Below are 19,542 nucleotides of genomic sequence, written 5' to 3'. Positions count from 1 at the left end.
GCTATTCCTCCAGATTGAGCTTACGGCTTGAAACTTCGGCTTGGATGTATGAAATAAAGTCATCCACTTTAAACTTGCCAAGGTCCTTACCTTTACGTGTACGTACTGCAATTTCGCCGGCTTCCATTTCTTGGTCACCACACACAAGCATGAACGGTACACGTTTCAAAGTATGTTCGCGGATTTTAAAGCCAATCTTCTCATTTCTCAAGTCTGCTTTGACTCTAAATCCACTTTTTTGCAGTTTTTTCGTAATTTCTTGTACATATTCAGACTGTTTGTCTGTAATACCCATTACAACTGCTTGTTCTGGCGCCAACCACGTAGGGAAGAAGCCAGCGTATTCTTCAATAAGAATACCAATGAAGCGTTCTAGTGAACCTAAAATCGCGCGGTGGATCATAACTGGCGTGTGACGCTCGTTATCTTCACCTACGTAAGTAGCACCTAAACGTTCTGGTAATGCAAAATCGAGCTGCACTGTACCACATTGCCATGCACGGTCCAAACAATCATGCAAAGTAAATTCAATCTTAGGTCCGTAGAACGCACCCTCGCCTTCTTGAATCTCGTATGCAATCTCCATTGACTCTAGCGCTTGCTTAAGATCGGCCTCTGCACGGTCCCACATTTCGTCTGAACCGACACGCTGTTCTGGACGAGTAGATAGCTTAACAACAATGTTTTCGAAACCGAAAGTTGTATAAGTATCGTAAACCATTTCAATACAAGCTTTAACTTCTTGTTGAACTTGGTCTTCAGTACAGAATACGTGAGCATCATCTTGAGTGAATCCACGAACACGCATGATGCCATGAAGTGCGCCAGACGGCTCGTTACGGTGACATGAGCCGAACTCAGCCATACGTAGCGGTAGATCACGGTAAGATTTCAAACCTTGGTTGAAGATTTGAACGTGACCAGGACAGTTCATTGGCTTAATAGCGTATTCACGGTTCTCTGAAGAAGTTGTGAACATCGCGTCTGCGTACTTATCCCAGTGACCAGAGCGTTCCCAAAGAACACGGTCCATCATTAATGGGCCTTTTACTTCTTGGTAATCATACTCAGTCAGTTTCTGACGAATAAATACTTCTAGCTCACGGAAGATAGTCCAACCGTTGTGATGCCAAAACACCATGCCTGGTGCTTCTTGCTGCATGTGGAATAGATCAAGCGCTTTACCGATTTTACGGTGGTCACGTTTAGCCGCTTCTTCTAGGCGCACAAGGTGAGCTTTAAGTGCCTTCTTGTCTTGGAATGCAGTGCCGTAGATACGTTGAAGCATCTTGTTATCACTGTTACCACGCCAGTATGCACCTGCTACATTAAGTAGCGTGAAATGCTGGCAGAAGCTCATGTTAGGTACGTGTGGGCCACGACACATATCGATGTATTCTTCGTGATGGTACAGGCCAGGACGGTCGTCTTTAGAAACATTCTCGTCCAAGATTTCAATTTTGTAAGTCTCGCCGCGAGCTTCGAATGCGTCACGCGCTTCCTGCCAGCTAACTTTCTTCTTAACAACCTGATACTTGGTCTTCGCTAGCTCTTTCATACGCTTTTCAATCTTTTCTAGATCTTCTTGCGTTAGAGAGTGCTCAAGGTCGATATCGTAGTAGAAACCGTTATCGATAGTAGGACCGATCGCCATTTTCGCTTCTGGAAAAAGCTGCTTAATCGCGTGACCTAAAAGGTGAGCACAAGAGTGACGAACGATTTCAAGGCCATCGACTTCATCTTTAGCTGTGATGATTTCTAGGCTTGCATCATTTTCGATAAGATCACAAGCATCAACACGCTCGCCGTCTACACGACCAGCAATGGTTGCTTTAGCAAGACCAGGACCGATTGATAGGGCAACATCTAGAGTTGATACAGGGTTGTCAAATTGACGCTGACTACCGTCAGGAAGAGTAATAATTGGCATTATTTGTCCTTTACAGTGGTGTTGCACACCAAGCAACACATGAAAATGTTTAATATATGTTTTTCAATCAACGAGTATGTTGATCGTAGATATATGCATAATAAAGATACCCACATAGAAGCAAATACAGATGCCCCATTTGTACGTATCTGAGCATTTTAACGAAATAATATGAAATGACAATGATGGAGGGAACCTCCCGACTCTCCTATTGACGTCGTTATGCCAAAAAGTGACTTCCCATTCCCTTGAACCACCTTTCGAATCGAACTGTTCTAGCTTACCTATTTCGACTCAACTCTTACAAATTAGTCATTTAGAGCTAAGCTCTATAAAGCAACTAGATACAGATGAGGCACATATGGAGAAGCTAGCTACTTTTATATCAATCACACCTCGTTTACTGTTAACAATAGCCATAGGAGTTACTGCACCAGAAACGGCATGGGCCAACAAAGATTACGGCCCCTTAATCAGTTATGCCCAAGCACCATTGCAGTCCGTTCGCCTGACTCCAACACTTCGTTCTGGCTTCCCACTCGAAGAGAATAAGGTTGAAGTGTTTACCGCTTTAACTGCCGCGAGCATCTGGGCCGACTCCCCCGACTATCACTTCGACTATTATCAAAACCAACTTCAGACAGGACTGCGGTGGCAATTAACCACAAGGTGGCAAGTAGAATTCAATTACCGTTGGCTTTATGCAGCCAATAATCACCTCGACAAAATCACCATCAATTTTCATGACCTATTTAGCATCGACCAAGCAGGGCGAGACCAGAAAGAGCGACACCAATTCGACATCTATGCACCAAACCACGACATCAATATTCGTGACTTCTCCGGTGACACGCTAACCAATGCTTTCACGTTCTACACCCAATACCAAATCATAGATCTAGAAAACCACGGCTTATCTTTTGGCGTCTCCCTCTATCATAACAACGTCAGCCACGGTGCATTTAAGGGAAACAGCACCGAACAAAGCGCTCAACTCAACTATGCATACCAACTCGGCATCAATACCTTCTATACCAGCCTAGGGTTAGCGAATCAGTCCAGTAGAGAAGCGGAGAATAGCTTTTCACATAAGAAGATGACATGGTCATGGATGGGCGGCTATCAACTCTCATTATTTGAAAACCATGAGTTACACCTTGAATATCGATGGTATGAAGGCGCAGAAGACGGTGAAACTGAATTTTCGGAAGCCGCGAATGAAATTATGCTTGGGTATCGCTATCTCATGCAGCGTTCAGCTATCGAGATATCCATTATCGAAAACATCTTCAACATGGATAACTCCACCGACGTCGCCTTCCAATTGGCCTATCGTCATCAGTGGTAAACACATTTCAGGTCGAGACAGCAGAATCAAAAAAGCCGAACGAGTTCGTTCGGCTTAATTTTGTCGGCACTGTTGGCAACTACGCACTCATAATTCGTGAGACTGCATTGCGAATGTCTGAATCAGCCGTGTTTGCAGGCAAGCTGAATGAGATGTATTGGTCGCCACGGAAACTCATTGAACGGTCGATTTCTGCTAGGCAGTGAACCATTGAACCTTCTACGATGAATGACAGCTCGATCTCTTTGTTATTCATAAAACCACCGCTGCGAAATTCAATCTCTTGGTAACAGCCCGAACGCGAAGCAAAGCTGTTGCCTTTTAAGAAGCCCTTCTCTACGTCTGCTTTCACCATGGCCATGCCCGATGCTTCAACACCTTGAATGATTTTAGCGACTGTTAGCAGTGGATGAACGGAGATAAAATCGCGATCTTTAGGGTCAATCGCAAAGCCGATATCTAGGTTTGTTTCAACCCACACATGGCATTGGTTCATTTGTGCGTTCAACGCAGTCACTGGTGTTTCATCATTTAACTTAAGGCGGAATGGGACCAACTTGGTTTCACCCGGTTGAATAACGAAAGACTCTACAGCTCGAATACGACCCAGTGAAAAGGTTTCGTAACTGGTGCTATCTTCGGTTTCGACTTTTACTTCTGTATTGAGAACCAAGTTGATCCGGTCGATTTGTTGCTCAACGTCGCCACCAATGATATGAACATTGCCAGACAACTCGCCACCTTGGAAAACTTCAATATTATCTAAGACGGTATCAACCTTTGCTGCACCGATGCCCAACGAGGCTTTTATTTTCTTAAACATATTGTTTCCTTTTTAATCATTTGATTTTCTGATAATTATTGCGCGACAATTTGCGACACTTACCTCATAGAATCAAGTAATTCGCACTATCTATGTCGAATAGCATCACATAGTCCGAGGAAATGTTGAAATCATTAAGAAATTCGCTACTCTATTTGTATAGTCAAATAAGGTTTCATTATGTCAAAAGCACCGCTCTACCTGCAAATAAAACAATTCATAGACGAGAAAATCACTAGCGGTTATTGGCCAGTTGGTTATCAGATCACCACCGAACTTGAACTCACAGAACAGTTTAATGTGAGTAGAATGACAGTTAATAAAGCCATTCGAGACCTCGTTTCTGAAGGGAAATTAATCAGAAAACCAAGGCTGGGAACTTTTGTTTGTGAGCCAAATGAAAAAGCCCAATCTCCCTTGCTTGATATCAATAACATCGCGCAAGAGATCAAAGACCGAGGCCAAAAGTATACAAGCAAAGTCATCAAACACGAAAGCAGCAAGGCCGATGAAAGCACCGCCACACGGTTAGGTGTTATGATTCACGAAGAAGTTTTTTATAGTGAAATCATACATTTTGCAGATGGATCACCAATTCAGCTAGAGGCTCGATGGGTTAACTCTCTAGCCGCACCTAAATACCTTGAACAGGATTTTTCGACATCAACACCTAATGAATACCTTTCAAAAAGTTGCCCATTGAGTGCTATTGAGCATACTGTTGAAGCCATTATTCCAGACTCAAAAATTAGAACTTCGCTCAAACTTCTAGAATCAGAACCTTGCCTTCTTTTGAATCGAAGAACATGGAGCAAAGAGCGTCTAATCAGCTTTGCATTGCTCTACCATCCTGGTTCTAAGTACAAATTAAGCTCCAAGATAATTCTAGATTAAAGAACATTACCCTGAACTCTGATCACATTTTTGCAACATAAACTTGATTCAAGTAAACGTTTAGCCTATTTATTTGTATATACATTTAATGTTCAGCAAAGATCTAGGTGATTATGAATTTGATCCTCAAAAACGCACGAGTGGTCTCCATGAGCTCGGGAGCCGATGGTTATCAGCCCTCTTCCCCTCAAGATATCGTTATCGAAAACGGTAAGATCGTGTCCATCTCTTGTTCAAACAACGAGGCGCTTGCTTCTGAGTTACAACAAATCAGTGTTGGTAGTTCTTTGGGTTACATCACCTATGATTGCAAGAACAAGCTAGTAACACCTGGGTTAATTGATTGCCACACTCATCTCATATTTGCGGGTAATCGCGCCAACGAGTTTGAGCAGCGTTTGAATGGTGTGTCTTACACCGACATCGCCAAGCAAGGCGGCGGAATTCTGGCGACAGTCACTGCAACACGCGCAGCACAAGAGTCTGAGCTGGTTGAAATGGCGCTACCTAGACTCGATGGTCTCCTAAGAAGTGGCGTAACCAGCATCGAAGTAAAATCGGGCTATGGTTTAACGCTTGATGATGAACTCAAAATGTTACGCGCAGCTAAAGCGTTAGAAAATCATCGCCGTATTAAGATCACCACCACTCTCCTTGCAGCACATGCTGTGCCGCCCGAATATAAAGAACAACCGGATAGTTATATCGATCTGGTTTGCCAAGAGATCATTCCTAAAGCCGCAGAACAAGGGTTAGCCGATGCGGTTGATGTGTTCTGCGAATCTATCGGCTTCAACCTAGAACAAACCGAACGTGTATTTGCAGCAGCCAAAGAGCATGGGCTCGAGATTAAAGGCCACACAGAACAGCTTTCTAATATGGGTGGCAGTGCGCTTGCAGCAAAATACGGCGCACTCTCTGTTGACCATGTTGAGTACCTTGATGAAGCCGGAGTAAAAGCGCTGGCGGAATCAGGCACTGCTGCGACGTTACTACCTGGTGCTTTTTATTTCTTGAAAGAGACCCAACAGCCGCCAATTGCATTACTACGTAAACATAATATCCCTATGGCGATTGCTACCGACTTAAACCCCGGCACTTCCCCTTTTGCCGACCTAACACTAATGATGAACATGAGCTGTACGTTATTTGGAACAACGCCTGAAGAGGCACTGCGCGGTGTGACTTGCCATGCTGCTTCCGCCATCGGCGACTCACAAAACAAAGGTAAAATCGAAATCGGTTATGCCGCAGATTTAGCTATTTGGAATATCGAACATCCAGCCGACCTTAGTTATCAAGTCGGTGTTCCTCATCTGCATAAACGCATCGTTGATGGCGAGGTGTGCCATGACTCAATCTAAGTCCAACAACACCCAATATAACGCAACAACCGTACATAACTTTGAGTGGGCGGGACGTAATGATCTCGAAGATGGTGCAATGGGTACGCGTGTTCACCACATCACTAGCCAAATCCAAAATAGTGATTTAAGTAACGAACCGACTAAGAATGCTATCGCCTTAGTTGGCTTTGCCAGCGATGTTGGAGTGGCAAGAAATAAAGGGCGAGTGGGCGCAAAGCAAGCACCTAATCTTATTCGCAAAGCTCTCGCGAATATGGCTTGGCACAACGACACACACATTGCTGATCTTGGCGATGTTGAATGCAATGATGGTCAATTAGAAGTCAGCCAAAAACAGTGCGCTTCTGTGATTGCCAATGCTCTATCAACTAACAAAGTGATTACCCTTGGCGGTGGTCACGAAGTGGCTTGGGCGTCGTTCCAAGGTCTCGCTGAGCATTTACATAAAGCTGAACGCCTTCACAAAGATCAGCCTGAATGCAAACCTAAGATAGGCATCGTTAACTTTGATGCTCACTTTGATCTTCGCGAATTCGAAAGCGACATCGCCGACGTTAAACCCAGCTCAGGCACGCCTTTTAACCAGATCAGTGATTACTGCCACAAGTATCAGTGGCCGTTTCATTACGCTTGTCTTGGTGTGAGCGCAGCCAGCAATACCAAAGCGCTGTTTAACAGAGCCGACCAACTGGGCGTTTGGTATGAACACGACCGCAACATGACCCAAATAAACCAAGTCGCTCAACTGGTTAAGTTACAAAAATTCATCGCTGAGTGTGATTACCTCTATCTCACTATAGACCTAGACGTATTCCCAGCAGCGACAGCACCGGGCGTAAGTGCACCCGCGGCAAGAGGCGTGAGCTATGAAGCACTCGCTCCTTTTTTAGAACAGATTTTCAAACACAGTGAAAAACTCATTATCGCGGACATTGCGGAATACAACCCAAACTATGACATTGATGGCCAAACCGCTCGTTTGGCAGCTCGTTTGTGTTGGGATATCGCCAATGCAATGGCCAACAACTAATCAAGTTATACCGACAGCTATATAACGTGAAACATAAGGAATTCCAGAATGATGGAACACAACAATGACCCTCGTCTCGACACGACTCGCGAAATTCGCGCACCGCATGGTACGGCTTTACGTGCTAAATCTTGGTTAACAGAAGCACCACTACGTATGTTGATGAACAACCTAGATCCAGATGTGGCAGAACACCCACATGCTCTGGTTGTGTACGGTGGTATTGGCCGTGCGGCTCGTGATTGGAAATGTTATGACAAGATTGTCGAAGTATTAGAACGTCTAGAAGATGACCAAACTCTACTTGTTCAATCAGGGAAACCTGTAGGCGTATTCCCGACCCACAAAAATGCACCTCGTGTACTTATTGCCAACTCCAACCTTGTTCCACATTGGGCAAACTGGGAACACTTCAACGAGCTCGATAAAGAAGGCTTGATGATGTATGGACAAATGACAGCAGGTAGCTGGATCTACATTGGCTCACAAGGCATTGTTCAAGGTACTTATGAAACGTTTGTTGCTATCGCGAAAAAGCACTTCCAAGGCGAAGCAAATGGTAAGTGGGTTCTAACGGGCGGTCTTGGCGGAATGGGTGGTGCTCAGCCTCTTGCTGCGACAATGGCTGGTTTCTCAATGATTGCGGTTGAGTGTGATGAATCTCGAATCGATTACCGTCTACGCACTGGCTATGTTGACAAGAAAGCCACCAGCTTAGATGAAGCAATGGCTATGATTAAAGAGTCAGACACGCCTATTTCTGTTGGTCTATTAGGTAACGCGGCAGATGTATTTCCAGAATTGGTTGAACGCAATATCACTCCCGATGTGGTTACTGATCAAACCTCTGCCCACGATCCACTGAACGGCTACTTGCCTCAAGGTTGGACGATGGAGAAAGCCGCACAAGAACGTTTGATTGATGAAGCAAAAGTCGTGAAGGCAGCTAAACAATCTATGGCTGTTCAAGTACAAGCAATGCTAGACCTTCAGTACCGCGGTGCTGCGACCGTAGATTACGGTAACAACATTCGCCAAATGGCACTGGAAGAAGGTGTCGAGAATGCATTTGATTTCCCAGGCTTCGTTCCTGCGTATATTCGTCCTCTGTTCTGTGAAGGCATCGGCCCATTCCGTTGGGCTGCCCTTTCTGGCGACCCTGAAGACATCTATAAAACAGACCAAAAAGTAAAAGAACTGGTCCCCGATAACCCACATCTGCACAACTGGCTGGATATGGCACGTGAACGCATCCAATTCCAAGGTCTGCCAGCTCGTATCTGTTGGGTTGGCTTAAAAGATCGTGAACGTTTGGGTCAAGCATTCAATGAAATGGTTAAAAATGGCGAACTGAAAGCACCAGTTGTTATCGGTCGTGACCACCTAGACTCAGGTTCAGTCGCAAGTCCTAACCGTGAAACAGAAGGCATGATGGATGGATCAGACGCTGTATCAGATTGGCCTCTGCTAAATGCTCTGCTAAATACAGCAGGCGGCGCAACTTGGGTTTCTCTGCACCACGGTGGTGGTGTTGGAATGGGCTTCTCACAACATTCGGGTATGGTGATTTGTTGCGACGGCAGTGAAGATGCATCGCAACGTATTGCTCGTGTACTTCACAATGATCCGGCAACCGGTGTTATGCGTCATGCAGATGCAGGCTACGATATAGCCAAGCAATGTGCTAAAGAACAAAAGCTTGATTTACCTATGCTTAACGACGAACTGCGTCATCTTTAATGTCTGGAGAAAACATGTTGAACTTATTAATTAAACCAGGACAGCTCGGCCTACCTGAACTTCGCAAAGTGAGTCGCAGCCCTGTGAGCTTGTCACTCGATCCAGCAGCAATTCCTGACATTGAAGCAAGTACACGCGTTGTAGAGCAAGTGATTGCAGAAGATCGCACTGTGTATGGCATCAATACAGGCTTTGGCTTGTTGGCAAACACCAAAATTGCGCCTGAAGATCTGGAAGTTCTACAAAAAAGTATCGTACTTTCTCATGCAGCTGGCATAGGCAAATTCATGTCTGATGAAACCGTGCGTTTGATGATGGTACTAAAAATTAATAGCTTGTCTCGTGGCTATTCAGGTATTCGACTGAAGGTAATTAATGCTCTAATCGATCTAGTGAATGCACAAGTTTATCCTTGTGTTCCACAAAAAGGCTCAGTAGGTGCCTCTGGTGACCTTGCTCCACTAGCGCACATGAGTACAGTGCTATTGGGTGAAGGCCAAGCACGACACAACGGCAAGGTAGTCACCGGCTTAGAAGCAATGAAAATCGCAGGTCTAGAACCAATAACACTAGCACCTAAAGAAGGTTTAGCTCTGTTAAATGGTACTCAAGCGTCCACAGCATTCGCATTAGAAGGCCTATTCGCTGCGGAAGATTTGTTCGCGTCTGCAACGGTATGTGGTGCTATGTCTGTTGAAGCCGCACTAGGTAGCCGTCGTCCGTTTGACCCTAGAGTCCATCGTGTTCGTGGTCACCGTGGCCAAATGGATGCAGCTCTGGCTTACCGTCATATGCTTGATCAAAATAGCGAGATTGGCGAGTCACATACTAGCTGTGAAAAAGTTCAAGACCCGTACTCACTACGCTGTCAGCCCCAAGTTATGGGGGCATGTTTACAACAAATCCGTAACTCTGCGGAAACCCTAAATGTTGAAGCGAACTCTGTATCCGATAACCCACTGGTTTTTGCTGAAGATGGCGACATCATTTCAGGCGGCAACTTCCATGCAGAACCAGTCGCAATGGCTGCGGATAATCTCGCTCTTGCGATTGCAGAGATAGGTAGCCTTTCAGAGCGAAGAATGGCACTGCTTATCGATAGCGCATTAAGTAAACTGCCACCTTTCTTAGTTGATAATGGTGGTGTGAACTCAGGTTTCATGATTGCTCAAGTGACCTCTGCTGCGCTGGCAAGTGAAAACAAAACACTTGCACACCCAGCTTCAATCGACAGTTTACCGACTTCGGCAAACCAGGAAGATCACGTATCAATGGCAACATTTGCGGGACGTCGTCTTCGATACATGGCTGAAAACACACGTGGCATATTGGCAGTCGAATACTTGGCCGCTGCACAAGGTCTAGACTTCAGAGCGCCGAACCTATCATCACCTCGTGTAGAAGAAGCGAAACAAATCCTTCGAGAAAAAGTCAGCTTCTATGACAAAGACCGCTACTTTTCACCAGATATTGAACAAGCAAACCTATTATTAAAGTTGTCAGCACACAACCACCTAATGCCTGAAGGTATTCTGTGTAGCTTCTAGGAGCTATTGAAAACTCTATAACACGTCACATATACAAGGGCTATTAATTAGCCCTTGTTGCATTGAGCCAAGACAAACCCTCCAACCAAAATCGTCACATACCATCCAACATTTCCATCTAATCCATTGATATTTATGAAAAGTTAACTGGATAGACCATTAGATAGAAGTTAGTTAGCTATAATCCACACCAGATTTGATGACTAATAGCGATACTATGTTTCTGACACCTTACTTTTCTACTGAAGACAATGAATTTCAGTTCACTCGTGAACAAGCTAGCCACTTTGCAAAAAAAGTAGCTGCTGACTTTAACCCAATTCACGATGAAGACAATAAGCGCTTTTGCGTACCTGGTGATCTTTTGTTTGCAGTACTTCTGCAAAAAGAAGGCATTAGCCAAAAAATGCGTTTTGATTTTTCAGGCATGGTTGGTAATGGTATTGCGCTAAGCGTTGACAAAAAATGTGAAAGAGAAAGCTCATTAGTTGATGAAAAAGGCAAAGAATACCTCCACATGTCATGTGAAGGTGAAAAGAGTCACGATCAAGCATTTATCGAGCACGTAGTAACAAACTACGTTAAGTTTTCAGGCATGAACTTCCCGCACATCATGGTGCCTCTAATGGAAGAACAGCAAATGATGATCAACTGCCAACGCCCTCTTGTGATTTATGAGAGCATGGAAGTTGAATTTGTTCGCCTAGACCTAACCAACCCAGAAGTTGAGTTTTCTGGTGCAACTTTTGATGTTGAAGGCAAACGCGGCATCGTAACCCTGAACTTCGATTTCAAAGAAAACGGTGAAGTAGTAGGTAAAGGCGTAAAACGCATGGTAGCAAGTGGCCTTAAGCCATACGACCAAGCTTCTGTCGACGACCTAGTAAACCGCTTCAATGAGCGTAAAGAGATGTTTCTAGCTCAGTTCGCAGCTGCCGCTTAATAAGCATCCTTATTTACACCGCTCGATGTAAATAAGCTCTAGAACAAGATCAATAAAGCCCAGCTTGATGCCTTCAAGCTGGGCTTTTTTATTTCGATTACTAAGCCACTAAGCCTGCACTCAAATCATCACTAAATCCAGCGTCTAACCTTTTGTTTATAATCAATATATTCCGCACCAAATAATTGCTCTAGTGCGCGCTCTTCCGGCTTGATCTGGAAATTATTCATGTAAATTACGAATACAAAACTTAATAAAACACTGAACAGGTTTTGGAAGAAATAGCCAAGGCAAAACAGTAGGATGAATAGCCCTAAATACATCGGGTTTCGCGTGTAACCAAAAATACCACTGTCCACGACTGCCGAGGCGGTTTCGACCTTGATCGGATTAACGGTGGTTTCCTGCTTTCGAAACTCCCATATACCAGATAATCCGACCACGCCACTCAGTGCAATTCCGATCACCAGAACAATGATCTTATAAGGCAATACTATTGCCCCTACACTCAGGTGCTGAGCACTAAAATAAGACGCGACGAATACTAGTATAAATAGAGCAACCGGTGGGACTTTCAACTCTAGAAATCTCATAGCTTTCCTTATTAACAATTCCATTGTTAGTTTAGAAAAAGCCCAGCAATTGCTGGGCTAAATGTATTAAAGAATTTTTGCGAGCGCTTGTAATGGGTGGGCAAGCTTCTCACCCTCAAAACGCTTCACTTGGCTTCGGCAGGAATACCCCGTCACTAAGCAACGCTCTTTCGGTAAGTCTTGGATCCTTGGCTTCCAACTTAGACCGTATATGTCTTTCGACATTTGTAGCTTATCGACTTCGTGCCCGAAGGTGCCCGCCATACCACAGCAACCGACAGGAACGCTGGTAAGTGCAGCGCCAAAGTGTTTGAAGATAGCGCCCCACTCTTTTTCAGCGTTCGGCATTTTGGTTTTCTCAGTACAGTGAGCAAACAAGTACCACATTTCCTCACTTGTAGAACGCGCTTCAAAGTCACCGAGCGATGGCATTAACCATTCATGCACAGTAAGCACATCAAAGTCGCCGCGCTTATCACCTAAGATCTCGACGTATTCATCGCGGTAACAAAGCACAAGAGCAGGATCGACACCCACTAAAGGAATACCAATATCCGCCACCATCGACAAGAAATCCGAAGTCGATTTGGCTTCACGAGCAAAACGACTTAAGAAGCCTTTGATGTGCAGTGCTTTACCATTTGGCTTAAACGGCAGTAATACTGGAGTTTTACCAAGCTTCTGAGCCAGAGTGACGAAGTCTTCAACGACTTCTGCATCATAAAAACTAGTAAACGGGTCTTGAACGATGAGCACATGCTGTTTCTTCTGTTCAGAAGACAAGCCTTCTAAATACTGTAGGTCGAAGAGTTGCAGCTCTTTACTTGCCAGACGACTTTTTAGCGTAGGCACAGACATCAGCGGTGCATCAACATAACCGACCGTTTTAGCTGTTGTCGTTTGGATCCACTTTTGACCCAATGCTGCGTTCACTACTTTTGGCGCTTTCGCCATCAGCGGCAGCATGGTTTCAATATTGGCGACTAAATAGTCTTTTGCTGGGCGCTGGTAACGCGAGTAGTAGATGTTTAAGAATCGAGAACGGAAACTTGGAACATCGACTTTAATCGGACATTGACTCGCACACGCTTTACACGCCAAACAACCGTTCATCGCTTCATGAACTTCATGCGAGAAGTCGTACTCATGGCGTTTGTTCATCGTGTTACGAACACGTTCCACCATGGTTTTAACCGGAGTATTGTCCTTCAGCGCTTCTTGCTCTAAATCAAGAATATCGACGCCTTGCTCCGTCAGCTGACGCAACCATTCTCTCACTAGGCCTGCACGGCCTTTTGGTGAGTGACGACGGTCTGCCGTGACTTTCATCGAAGGACACATTGGCGAGCTCGTATCGTAGTTGAAACACAAACCGTTACCGTTACACTCCATCGCTTGCTTAAAGCTATCGCGAACTTGTACGTCAATCTGACGATCATAAAAGCCACGTTTGGTATCAGTCACTTTTACCAATTCAGCATCACTGTCTAATGGCGTACAGATCTTGCCCGGGTTCATCTTGTTATGTGGGTCGAATGCGGCTTTAACACGTCTTAATTCGGTAAACAGCTCTTCACCAAAGAAGTCAGGACCATATTCAGAACGAAAGCCTTTACCGTGTTCACCCCACATTAAGCCGCCGTATTTCGCCACCAGCTTAACCACTTCATCAGAAACTTCGTGCATCAATGCTTCTTGCATCGGGTCACACAAATCTAAAGCAGGGCGAACGTGCAGTACGCCCGCGTCAACGTGACCAAACATGCCGTAGTTCAGCTCTTTTGAATCGAGTAACACTCTAAATTCAGAGATGAAGTCGGCCAAGTTTTCTGGTGGTACACAGGTATCTTCAGCAAAAGCGACCGGCTTAGCTCGGCCTTTCGCCGCACCTAACAGACCCACCGCTTTCTTACGCATGTTGTAGATTCGGCCAATGCTCGCTAAGTCGCTGCACACTTGGAAGCCAATCACACCCGCTTCTTCGGTTTCTACCATGGTTTCAAGTTGTGCAGTCAGCGCTTGAACTTGTTGTTCAACTTCCGCTTCATCTTGGCTAGCAAACTCAACCATGTTGATGCCAAGCATCTCTTTATTTGGCACATCCATCAGCAGGTCGCTCACGGTGTGCCAAACAATATCTTGCTTTGCAAGATTCAATACTCTTGAATCAACGGTTTCAACAGATAGTGCTTTCGCTTCAACCATGAACGGCGCATTACGCAACGCAGAGTCAAACGTGTTGTATTTCACGTTAACCAGTGTTCGAGCTTTTGGAATTGGCGTTAAATTTAGTTTTGCTTCAGTAATGAATGCGAGTGAACCTTCGGCACCGCATAAAACGCGAGTCAGGTCAAAGCTGTCATCTTGTTCGTTGATTGCATTCTTTAGATCGTAGCCTGTTAAAAAGCGATTCAACGGGGGGAATTTATTTAGGATTTGAGCACGTTTTTTACGACAAACAGCCTCAGTCACCGCAAGTGCATGGTGAGCAAATTCACCCTCAACGGGTAAGCCGTTTGATAAATCAGATTCTAGACATGAACCATCTGCGAACACTGCTTGCAGCGACAACACATGATCAGAGGTTTTCCCGTACTTGAGTGACCCTTGGCCAGAGGCATCGGTATTAACCATGCCACCTATAGTTGCTCGGTTACTCGTTGAAAGATCTGGAGAAAAAAAGTAACCGTAGGGACGCACAGCATCGTTCAATTGGTCTTTAACGACGCCAGACTGAACTCTTACCCAGCCTTCGTTTTCGTTAATCTCAAGAACCTTATTCATATATCGTGATAGGTCAACCACCACGCCTTTTGTTAATGACTGTCCGTTTGTGCCAGTACCACCGCCGCGAGGAGAAAAAGTCACTCGTTCGTAAGCGGATTTAGAACCTACTTTGCCGATCAATGCAACGTCGTGCGTTGTCTTAGGAAGAATGACAGCCTGTGGCAATTGCTGATAGACACTGTTATCAGTCGCCACGGCCAAACGGCTAGAATATTGAGATTCAATGTCGCCAGTAAAGCCCACTGTTTTTAAATCATCTAAAAAGCGTACGACTACTGGGTCCACATCAGCATTGAGTTGAAGTCTTGGTAACATTTGCTTCCTGCCCCTACTTCGCTGATCCTATCAGCATTGGGTTATTTGAGATTTTAGTAACTTTCTTTGAATTTCGTCACTTTACTACTATTAAGATCATATAAAAAGGTGCTCAAATAAGAATCTCAGTGCAAGAATAGAGAAATAATCACTTTTGTCTTAATTCAGTAGTAATATATTGAATAACATTTTGTTTAAGGCACTTCACGAGCACATCACAATGAAAAAAAACAAAACAGTCACAACTGAAGATATTCTTCTTAAGCTATGCCAATCAGTCTCCAGCGTACTCACTTCAGCGACGGCTTCTCAAGTGTCCTATTCAGCCATGGTTCAAAAAATCAATAAAACGAGTTTGAAACCTGACTTCGGCTGTTTCGTCTTATTTGACGGTGGTTTTTCCGGTCTTGTTGTTATCAATTTTACGTCAAAAGCGGCATTAGAGATCTATGCCAATTATATGCGTAACATGGGGATGCCTGAAGAAGAACTTGCTGTTCTCCATACTTCGGACGAAGTTGGTGATGTATTGGGAGAATTAATGAATCAATTAGTCGGCGACTTTACGAATAAAATCCGTAAAGAACTGCAAACTAACATCACGCAGAACCAACCTAAAATGCTGGCGCTTAACAAGCAAGTTAACCTTTCTGTAGACACCAACCTAGATCGTCCACAAGCGCGCCGTGTAACTTTCTCAACCGAAAAGAACAATATTTTCTATCTTGAATTAGCCATGGATAAGACAGAATTCATCCAATTGGAAGAATTTGAAATCGCTGAGGACGAATGTCCAGATAGCATTCTTGAAACTACTCAGAAAAATATGCAAGGAGCAAACAAATCCACTCAAAGCTCAGGCAACGATTCTGCAGCGGATCTACTCGATGAACTCGGGATCTAATTCCACAAAGCCCTAGTCGTTCTGATAAATAACCTCACTAACGCCATCAATACGCTGATGGCGTTTTTATTTTTCAAAAACAACTTTACCTCTACTTCACAACCAGACCTATAGGTTTATATGTGAGTTTTAACTTTCTGTTACCTGTCAAAACATGTAAAATGTCGGACTTTTAAAAATTTGCGGTAATGATTAAGTAGTCGATGGATAAGAAAAAAGCCCTAAAGAAAATTGCCAAGTGTCTTGAGCTTGGAAATTCTGCGAACGTCAATGAAGCTGCCAATGCGATAAAAATGGCTCACAGCTTGATGCTGAAATATGGTCTCGAAAAAGACGATATTGAATTTATCAAGATGGGAAAAACTCAATCCAGTCATCTGTTACCTGCAAATATCAGCTCTACACTGCTGCGTGTTATTCGTGGTATCAACACCAAATTTGGTGTTGAAGCCGTGTTACTGAATCACAAAGGCCTCAAGCGTGTTGAGTTCATTGGTGAAGCCGATCGCGCTATCTTCGCAGCTTTTGCGTTTGATATTGTTTACCGAGAACTGAATGAGCACACGGGCCAATTTAGAAATAGCTTCGCTGGCTCAGGAACCGGGTCATTAGAGGTTACACGTCGTGTGAACTCGTTTGTTTCAGGTTGGGTTGAAGGAGCGCTTGAGAAGCTACCTACTATTACCCCCGACGATGAATCAAACAACAAGATCAATAACTACATTGATAAAGAATTCAAAAATATCGACCGCGAAACTTTTAAGCAACAACTGAGAGAAGCGATGAAAAACCTCACCGCAGATTATGAAGTTGGCTTGAAGAAAGGTCGTAAATTGTCTGTAAATCGACCAGTTTCCGGTGCTCAGACACCTAAAAAGATCACTAAATCGTAGAGCGGCTTTACATTACCTCAACGTATTGATAAAAACACCAATAGCATTTGCAGAACTATGGTTGTCATTCACATCCATTCGTTTGACAGAGGTACATAATGGAGAAAGTACGTTGAAAAAAATCACTCTAGCCCTGGCGCTTACTGTCGCCTTAACAGGTTGTCAGGCAACGCAACGTCAAAACGCGACAACTGGCGAGTCTGAGACTAACTCAGCAACGCAAGGCGCCCTAATCGGTGCTATCGCAGGAGCCGTTGCAGGAGCTGTTACCGGTGACGATTCTAAAGATCGCCGCAAGCGGGCTTTAATTGGTGCTGCAGGCGGAGCTGCCGTTGGCGGAAGTGTTGGTTACTACTTTGACCAACAAGAAGCCGCACTTCGTGAAGAGCTAATGAACTCAGGAGTTCAAGTACAGCGTGTAGGTGAGAACCAACTTCTACTCCGTCTAGAGAACGGCATCGGTTTTGATTCCAGTTCTTACGCTTTGCAGTCTAGCATTCACAACACGCTGCGCGGCGTCGCTCGCATCTTAGTTGAATACCCAGACACTAGCCTAGTAATTGAAGGTCACACTGACAGCACTGGCAGTGAATCGACTAACCAAATACTTTCCGAGCGTCGCGCAGAATCCGTTCGTTCATTCTTGGTCTCTCAAAATGTAGCGGCAGGTCGTGCTATTGCTCGTGGTAACGGTGAGCGCTACCCTCTTTGTGACAACAAAACCTCTCAAGGTCGTGCTTGTAACCGTCGCGTAGAAATTCAAATCTTGCCACTTAAGTAGCACGATTAAGCCCAGCTCGTCTTTATCTATTGAATTAACCATTATATAGTTGCTTGTCAGTCGTGTTACTTATTCAAAGTAATACGACTAACCAACAATCATAAATGTATTCATATTGAACTATCGACTCTGGGCTTTTTACGAGACTTATCTTTTGCTTACCTTATCCAACTTGCTGCCGTCGTCATTTCTTAGAACTCTATTTCTAGCCCTCATCTTTTCCACTATACAGTTATCAATCACACATTTCGTTTATGCTGAAAGGAGTGGTGAGTTGTTACTAGAATCACAACCTCAAGATCCAGTTTCTCAATACCAGTTAGCTCAAGCTCATGAGTCGGGGATCGACCTCCCTCTTAGCACCAGCGACGCATTTTATTGGTATACGCAATCAGCAGATAATGGCAATTCAGATGCGCAATTTAGATTGGGAGAGTTGTACTTAGCAGGTACAGGCGTAGAACAAAGCAACAAGCTTGCTCTGAAATGGTTAATCAAAGCAGCGCTGCAAGGTAACCAACGAGCGCCAATCGAGATCGCCAAACTCTACGAGTCCTCACTTGAGAAAGCACAACTCCAACCATTAGATGCTGCACTGATATGGTATGAAGCAGCCTTACCAGACAATCCTGACGCACAAGATGGATACAACCGGGTTCTGGAAGCACAATTCAACCAACAACGCGCAAAGCAGATTTCTTCGATTGAGAAGCTCAATGACAGCATCGACTCTGAAATAGACACCAGTCAGGGGTTATCTCAGCAAGTACAATCTAACCAAGCCTCACGCTCTAACCTCTCCAGTTCTAACCAAACGTATTCAGACTATCTGATTGGCACAGCCTTAGCCGTGTTGATTTCAATTATCAGCATCATTGCGACGTTCGTTATCTCAAGAAGAAGACAAGCTCTAAAGTCGGGTGATTCGCGACAGCAACAACAATCATTTGAAGCGCGGCTTAGCTCGAAGGACCTGACGATTAAGCAGCAAAAAAGACAACTGCACGCGATGCTTACTGAACTAAAGAAACAGAAAAATTCAAAGGACATACAAAAAATACAAGTGGCTTGCGCTTTATTCGGATATACACCGAACTCTATTCCTGAACAGAGAAGTGTAAAAACTAGATACAAACAACTATCAAAAATATACCATCCTGACGCTAGCGGGTGCGACGAAGAAATGAAACGCTTGAACAATGCACTAAAAACCCTACTACAAAATGTTACAAAATAGTAAAAAATCACACTTATCAAATTTACAAAGTCACAAATATACCGATTTTATTAGTGTGGCAATCGATCCCCCTCTCAAAAACAGGTAACAAACTATTAACTAATAGGTCTTACTTGTGTCATAATTTGCGCCGAAAATACACCTGGCGTATACAGGTGAGGAGAGAATATGTTCACAATAGAAGGCGTTTGTGATTGGTGCAAAAAGCCAAGCCTAGTAAAAAAGCACGACTACCTAGATGGTAAGTGTCATCATGCATGTAAAGAGTGCAATGATATTGCAACCATTGATGTTCGCCAGTTCAATATTGGTGAAATGGAAATGAGAGCGAAACTCTCCCAAGCGACACTGAGATAAGCAACACCGTGAGATATAAGAAAGCGCCTAAGGCGCTTTTTTTGTATCTGGGG

General features: G+C 44.3%; 16 protein-coding genes. 12 read left to right on the top strand and 4 right to left on the bottom strand.

What is annotated here, in order from left to right; all coding sequences use genetic code 11:
• Position 1: 1 nt before the first annotated feature.
• The gene (gene thrS, locus WR49_RS01720) at positions 2-1,930 is read right to left on the bottom strand and encodes a threonine--tRNA ligase (protein ID WP_017055194.1); all 1,929 of its coding nucleotides are present in this window, start codon (positions 1,928-1,930) and stop codon (positions 2-4) included.
• A gap of 361 nt (positions 1,931-2,291) precedes the next feature.
• Between thrS and WR49_RS01715 the strand changes: the two genes are divergently transcribed.
• Positions 2,292-3,278: a DUF3187 family protein gene (locus WR49_RS01715; RefSeq protein ID WP_046222854.1), complete on the top strand. Its 987-nt coding sequence runs from the start codon at positions 2,292-2,294 to the stop codon at positions 3,276-3,278.
• Positions 3,279-3,357: 79 nt separating this feature from the next.
• On the opposite strand, the gene WR49_RS01710 is transcribed toward WR49_RS01715, so the two are convergent.
• On the bottom strand, positions 3,358-4,101 hold the full coding sequence (locus WR49_RS01710) for a sporulation protein (RefSeq protein ID WP_046222853.1): 744 nt from the start codon (positions 4,099-4,101) through the stop codon (positions 3,358-3,360).
• Between the two features lie 180 nt (positions 4,102-4,281).
• On the opposite strand from WR49_RS01710, the gene hutC reads away from it, so the two are divergent.
• The 6 genes from hutC (at position 4,282) to WR49_RS01680 (ending at position 11,622) form a co-directional block, all read left to right on the top strand.
• The gene (gene hutC / locus WR49_RS01705; RefSeq protein WP_046222852.1) at positions 4,282-4,995 is read left to right on the top strand and encodes a histidine utilization repressor; all 714 of its coding nucleotides are present in this window, start codon (positions 4,282-4,284) and stop codon (positions 4,993-4,995) included.
• 113 nt (positions 4,996-5,108) lie between these two features.
• Positions 5,109-6,359: an imidazolonepropionase gene (gene hutI, locus WR49_RS01700; protein WP_046222851.1), complete on the top strand. Its 1,251-nt coding sequence runs from the start codon at positions 5,109-5,111 to the stop codon at positions 6,357-6,359.
• Complete coding sequence (gene hutG, locus WR49_RS01695) at positions 6,346-7,392, top strand: formimidoylglutamase (RefSeq protein WP_046222850.1); 1,047 nt, start codon at positions 6,346-6,348, stop codon at positions 7,390-7,392. The genes hutI and hutG overlap by 14 nt, the downstream gene beginning before the upstream one ends.
• A gap of 48 nt (positions 7,393-7,440) precedes the next feature.
• Entirely contained in the window at positions 7,441-9,132 is a 1,692-nt protein-coding gene (gene hutU / locus WR49_RS01690) for a urocanate hydratase (protein WP_046222849.1), read from the top strand.
• 14 nt (positions 9,133-9,146) lie between these two features.
• Complete coding sequence (hutH, locus tag WR49_RS01685) at positions 9,147-10,679, top strand: histidine ammonia-lyase (RefSeq protein WP_017055187.1); 1,533 nt, start codon at positions 9,147-9,149, stop codon at positions 10,677-10,679.
• Positions 10,680-10,896: 217 nt separating this feature from the next.
• On the top strand, positions 10,897-11,622 hold the full coding sequence (locus tag WR49_RS01680; protein WP_017055186.1) for a DUF3581 domain-containing protein: 726 nt from the start codon (positions 10,897-10,899) through the stop codon (positions 11,620-11,622).
• A gap of 131 nt (positions 11,623-11,753) precedes the next feature.
• Here the strand turns inward: WR49_RS01680 and WR49_RS01675 are convergent, their stop codons facing one another.
• The gene (locus tag WR49_RS01675) at positions 11,754-12,215 is read right to left on the bottom strand and encodes a methyltransferase family protein (protein WP_046222848.1); all 462 of its coding nucleotides are present in this window, start codon (positions 12,213-12,215) and stop codon (positions 11,754-11,756) included.
• 66 nt (positions 12,216-12,281) lie between these two features.
• Entirely contained in the window at positions 12,282-15,317 is a 3,036-nt protein-coding gene (ydiJ, locus tag WR49_RS01670; protein WP_046222847.1) for a D-2-hydroxyglutarate dehydrogenase YdiJ, read from the bottom strand.
• Positions 15,318-15,537: 220 nt separating this feature from the next.
• On the opposite strand from ydiJ, the gene WR49_RS01665 reads away from it, so the two are divergent.
• The 5 genes from WR49_RS01665 (at position 15,538) to WR49_RS01645 (ending at position 19,489) form a co-directional block, all read left to right on the top strand.
• Positions 15,538-16,221: a DUF3334 family protein gene (locus WR49_RS01665; protein ID WP_046222846.1), complete on the top strand. Its 684-nt coding sequence runs from the start codon at positions 15,538-15,540 to the stop codon at positions 16,219-16,221.
• 203 nt (positions 16,222-16,424) lie between these two features.
• Complete coding sequence (locus tag WR49_RS01660) at positions 16,425-17,114, top strand: DUF2786 domain-containing protein (protein WP_017055181.1); 690 nt, start codon at positions 16,425-16,427, stop codon at positions 17,112-17,114.
• Between the two features lie 112 nt (positions 17,115-17,226).
• A complete protein-coding gene (locus WR49_RS01655) occupies positions 17,227-17,895 on the top strand; it encodes an OmpA family protein (RefSeq protein WP_017055180.1) in 669 nt (222 codons plus the stop codon).
• 154 nt (positions 17,896-18,049) lie between these two features.
• A complete protein-coding gene (locus tag WR49_RS01650) occupies positions 18,050-19,132 on the top strand; it encodes a tetratricopeptide repeat protein (protein WP_046222897.1) in 1,083 nt (360 codons plus the stop codon).
• Positions 19,133-19,300: 168 nt separating this feature from the next.
• Entirely contained in the window at positions 19,301-19,489 is a 189-nt protein-coding gene (locus tag WR49_RS01645; protein ID WP_004733419.1) for a hypothetical protein, read from the top strand.
• Positions 19,490-19,542 lie beyond the last annotated feature (53 nt).

It is taken from the genome of Vibrio sp. ECSMB14106 (genome assembly GCF_000972265.1).
Classification (GTDB): domain Bacteria; phylum Pseudomonadota; class Gammaproteobacteria; order Enterobacterales; family Vibrionaceae; genus Vibrio; species Vibrio kanaloae.
The sequence above is the reverse complement of the archived record's forward strand: the minus strand, read 5'-3'. Positions and strand labels throughout refer to the sequence as shown.

Bases quoted from the DNA above. Each gene is read 5' to 3' on its own strand.
- thrS (WP_017055194.1), bottom strand. From the start codon at position 1,930: ATGCCAATTATTACTCTTCCTGACGGTAGTCAGCGTCAATTTGACAAC.
- WR49_RS01715 (WP_046222854.1), top strand. From the start codon at position 2,292: ATGGAGAAGCTAGCTACTTTTATATCAATCACACCTCGTTTACTGTTA.
- WR49_RS01710 (WP_046222853.1), bottom strand. From the start codon at position 4,101: ATGTTTAAGAAAATAAAAGCCTCGTTGGGCATCGGTGCAGCAAAGGTT.
- hutC (WP_046222852.1), top strand. From the start codon at position 4,282: ATGTCAAAAGCACCGCTCTACCTGCAAATAAAACAATTCATAGACGAG.
- hutI (WP_046222851.1), top strand. From the start codon at position 5,109: ATGAATTTGATCCTCAAAAACGCACGAGTGGTCTCCATGAGCTCGGGA.
- hutG (WP_046222850.1), top strand. From the start codon at position 6,346: ATGACTCAATCTAAGTCCAACAACACCCAATATAACGCAACAACCGTA.
- hutU (WP_046222849.1), top strand. From the start codon at position 7,441: ATGATGGAACACAACAATGACCCTCGTCTCGACACGACTCGCGAAATT.
- hutH (WP_017055187.1), top strand. From the start codon at position 9,147: ATGTTGAACTTATTAATTAAACCAGGACAGCTCGGCCTACCTGAACTT.
- WR49_RS01680 (WP_017055186.1), top strand. From the start codon at position 10,897: ATGTTTCTGACACCTTACTTTTCTACTGAAGACAATGAATTTCAGTTC.
- WR49_RS01675 (WP_046222848.1), bottom strand. From the start codon at position 12,215: ATGAGATTTCTAGAGTTGAAAGTCCCACCGGTTGCTCTATTTATACTA.
- ydiJ (WP_046222847.1), bottom strand. From the start codon at position 15,317: ATGTTACCAAGACTTCAACTCAATGCTGATGTGGACCCAGTAGTCGTA.
- WR49_RS01665 (WP_046222846.1), top strand. From the start codon at position 15,538: ATGAAAAAAAACAAAACAGTCACAACTGAAGATATTCTTCTTAAGCTA.
- WR49_RS01660 (WP_017055181.1), top strand. From the start codon at position 16,425: ATGGATAAGAAAAAAGCCCTAAAGAAAATTGCCAAGTGTCTTGAGCTT.
- WR49_RS01645 (WP_004733419.1), top strand. From the start codon at position 19,301: ATGTTCACAATAGAAGGCGTTTGTGATTGGTGCAAAAAGCCAAGCCTA.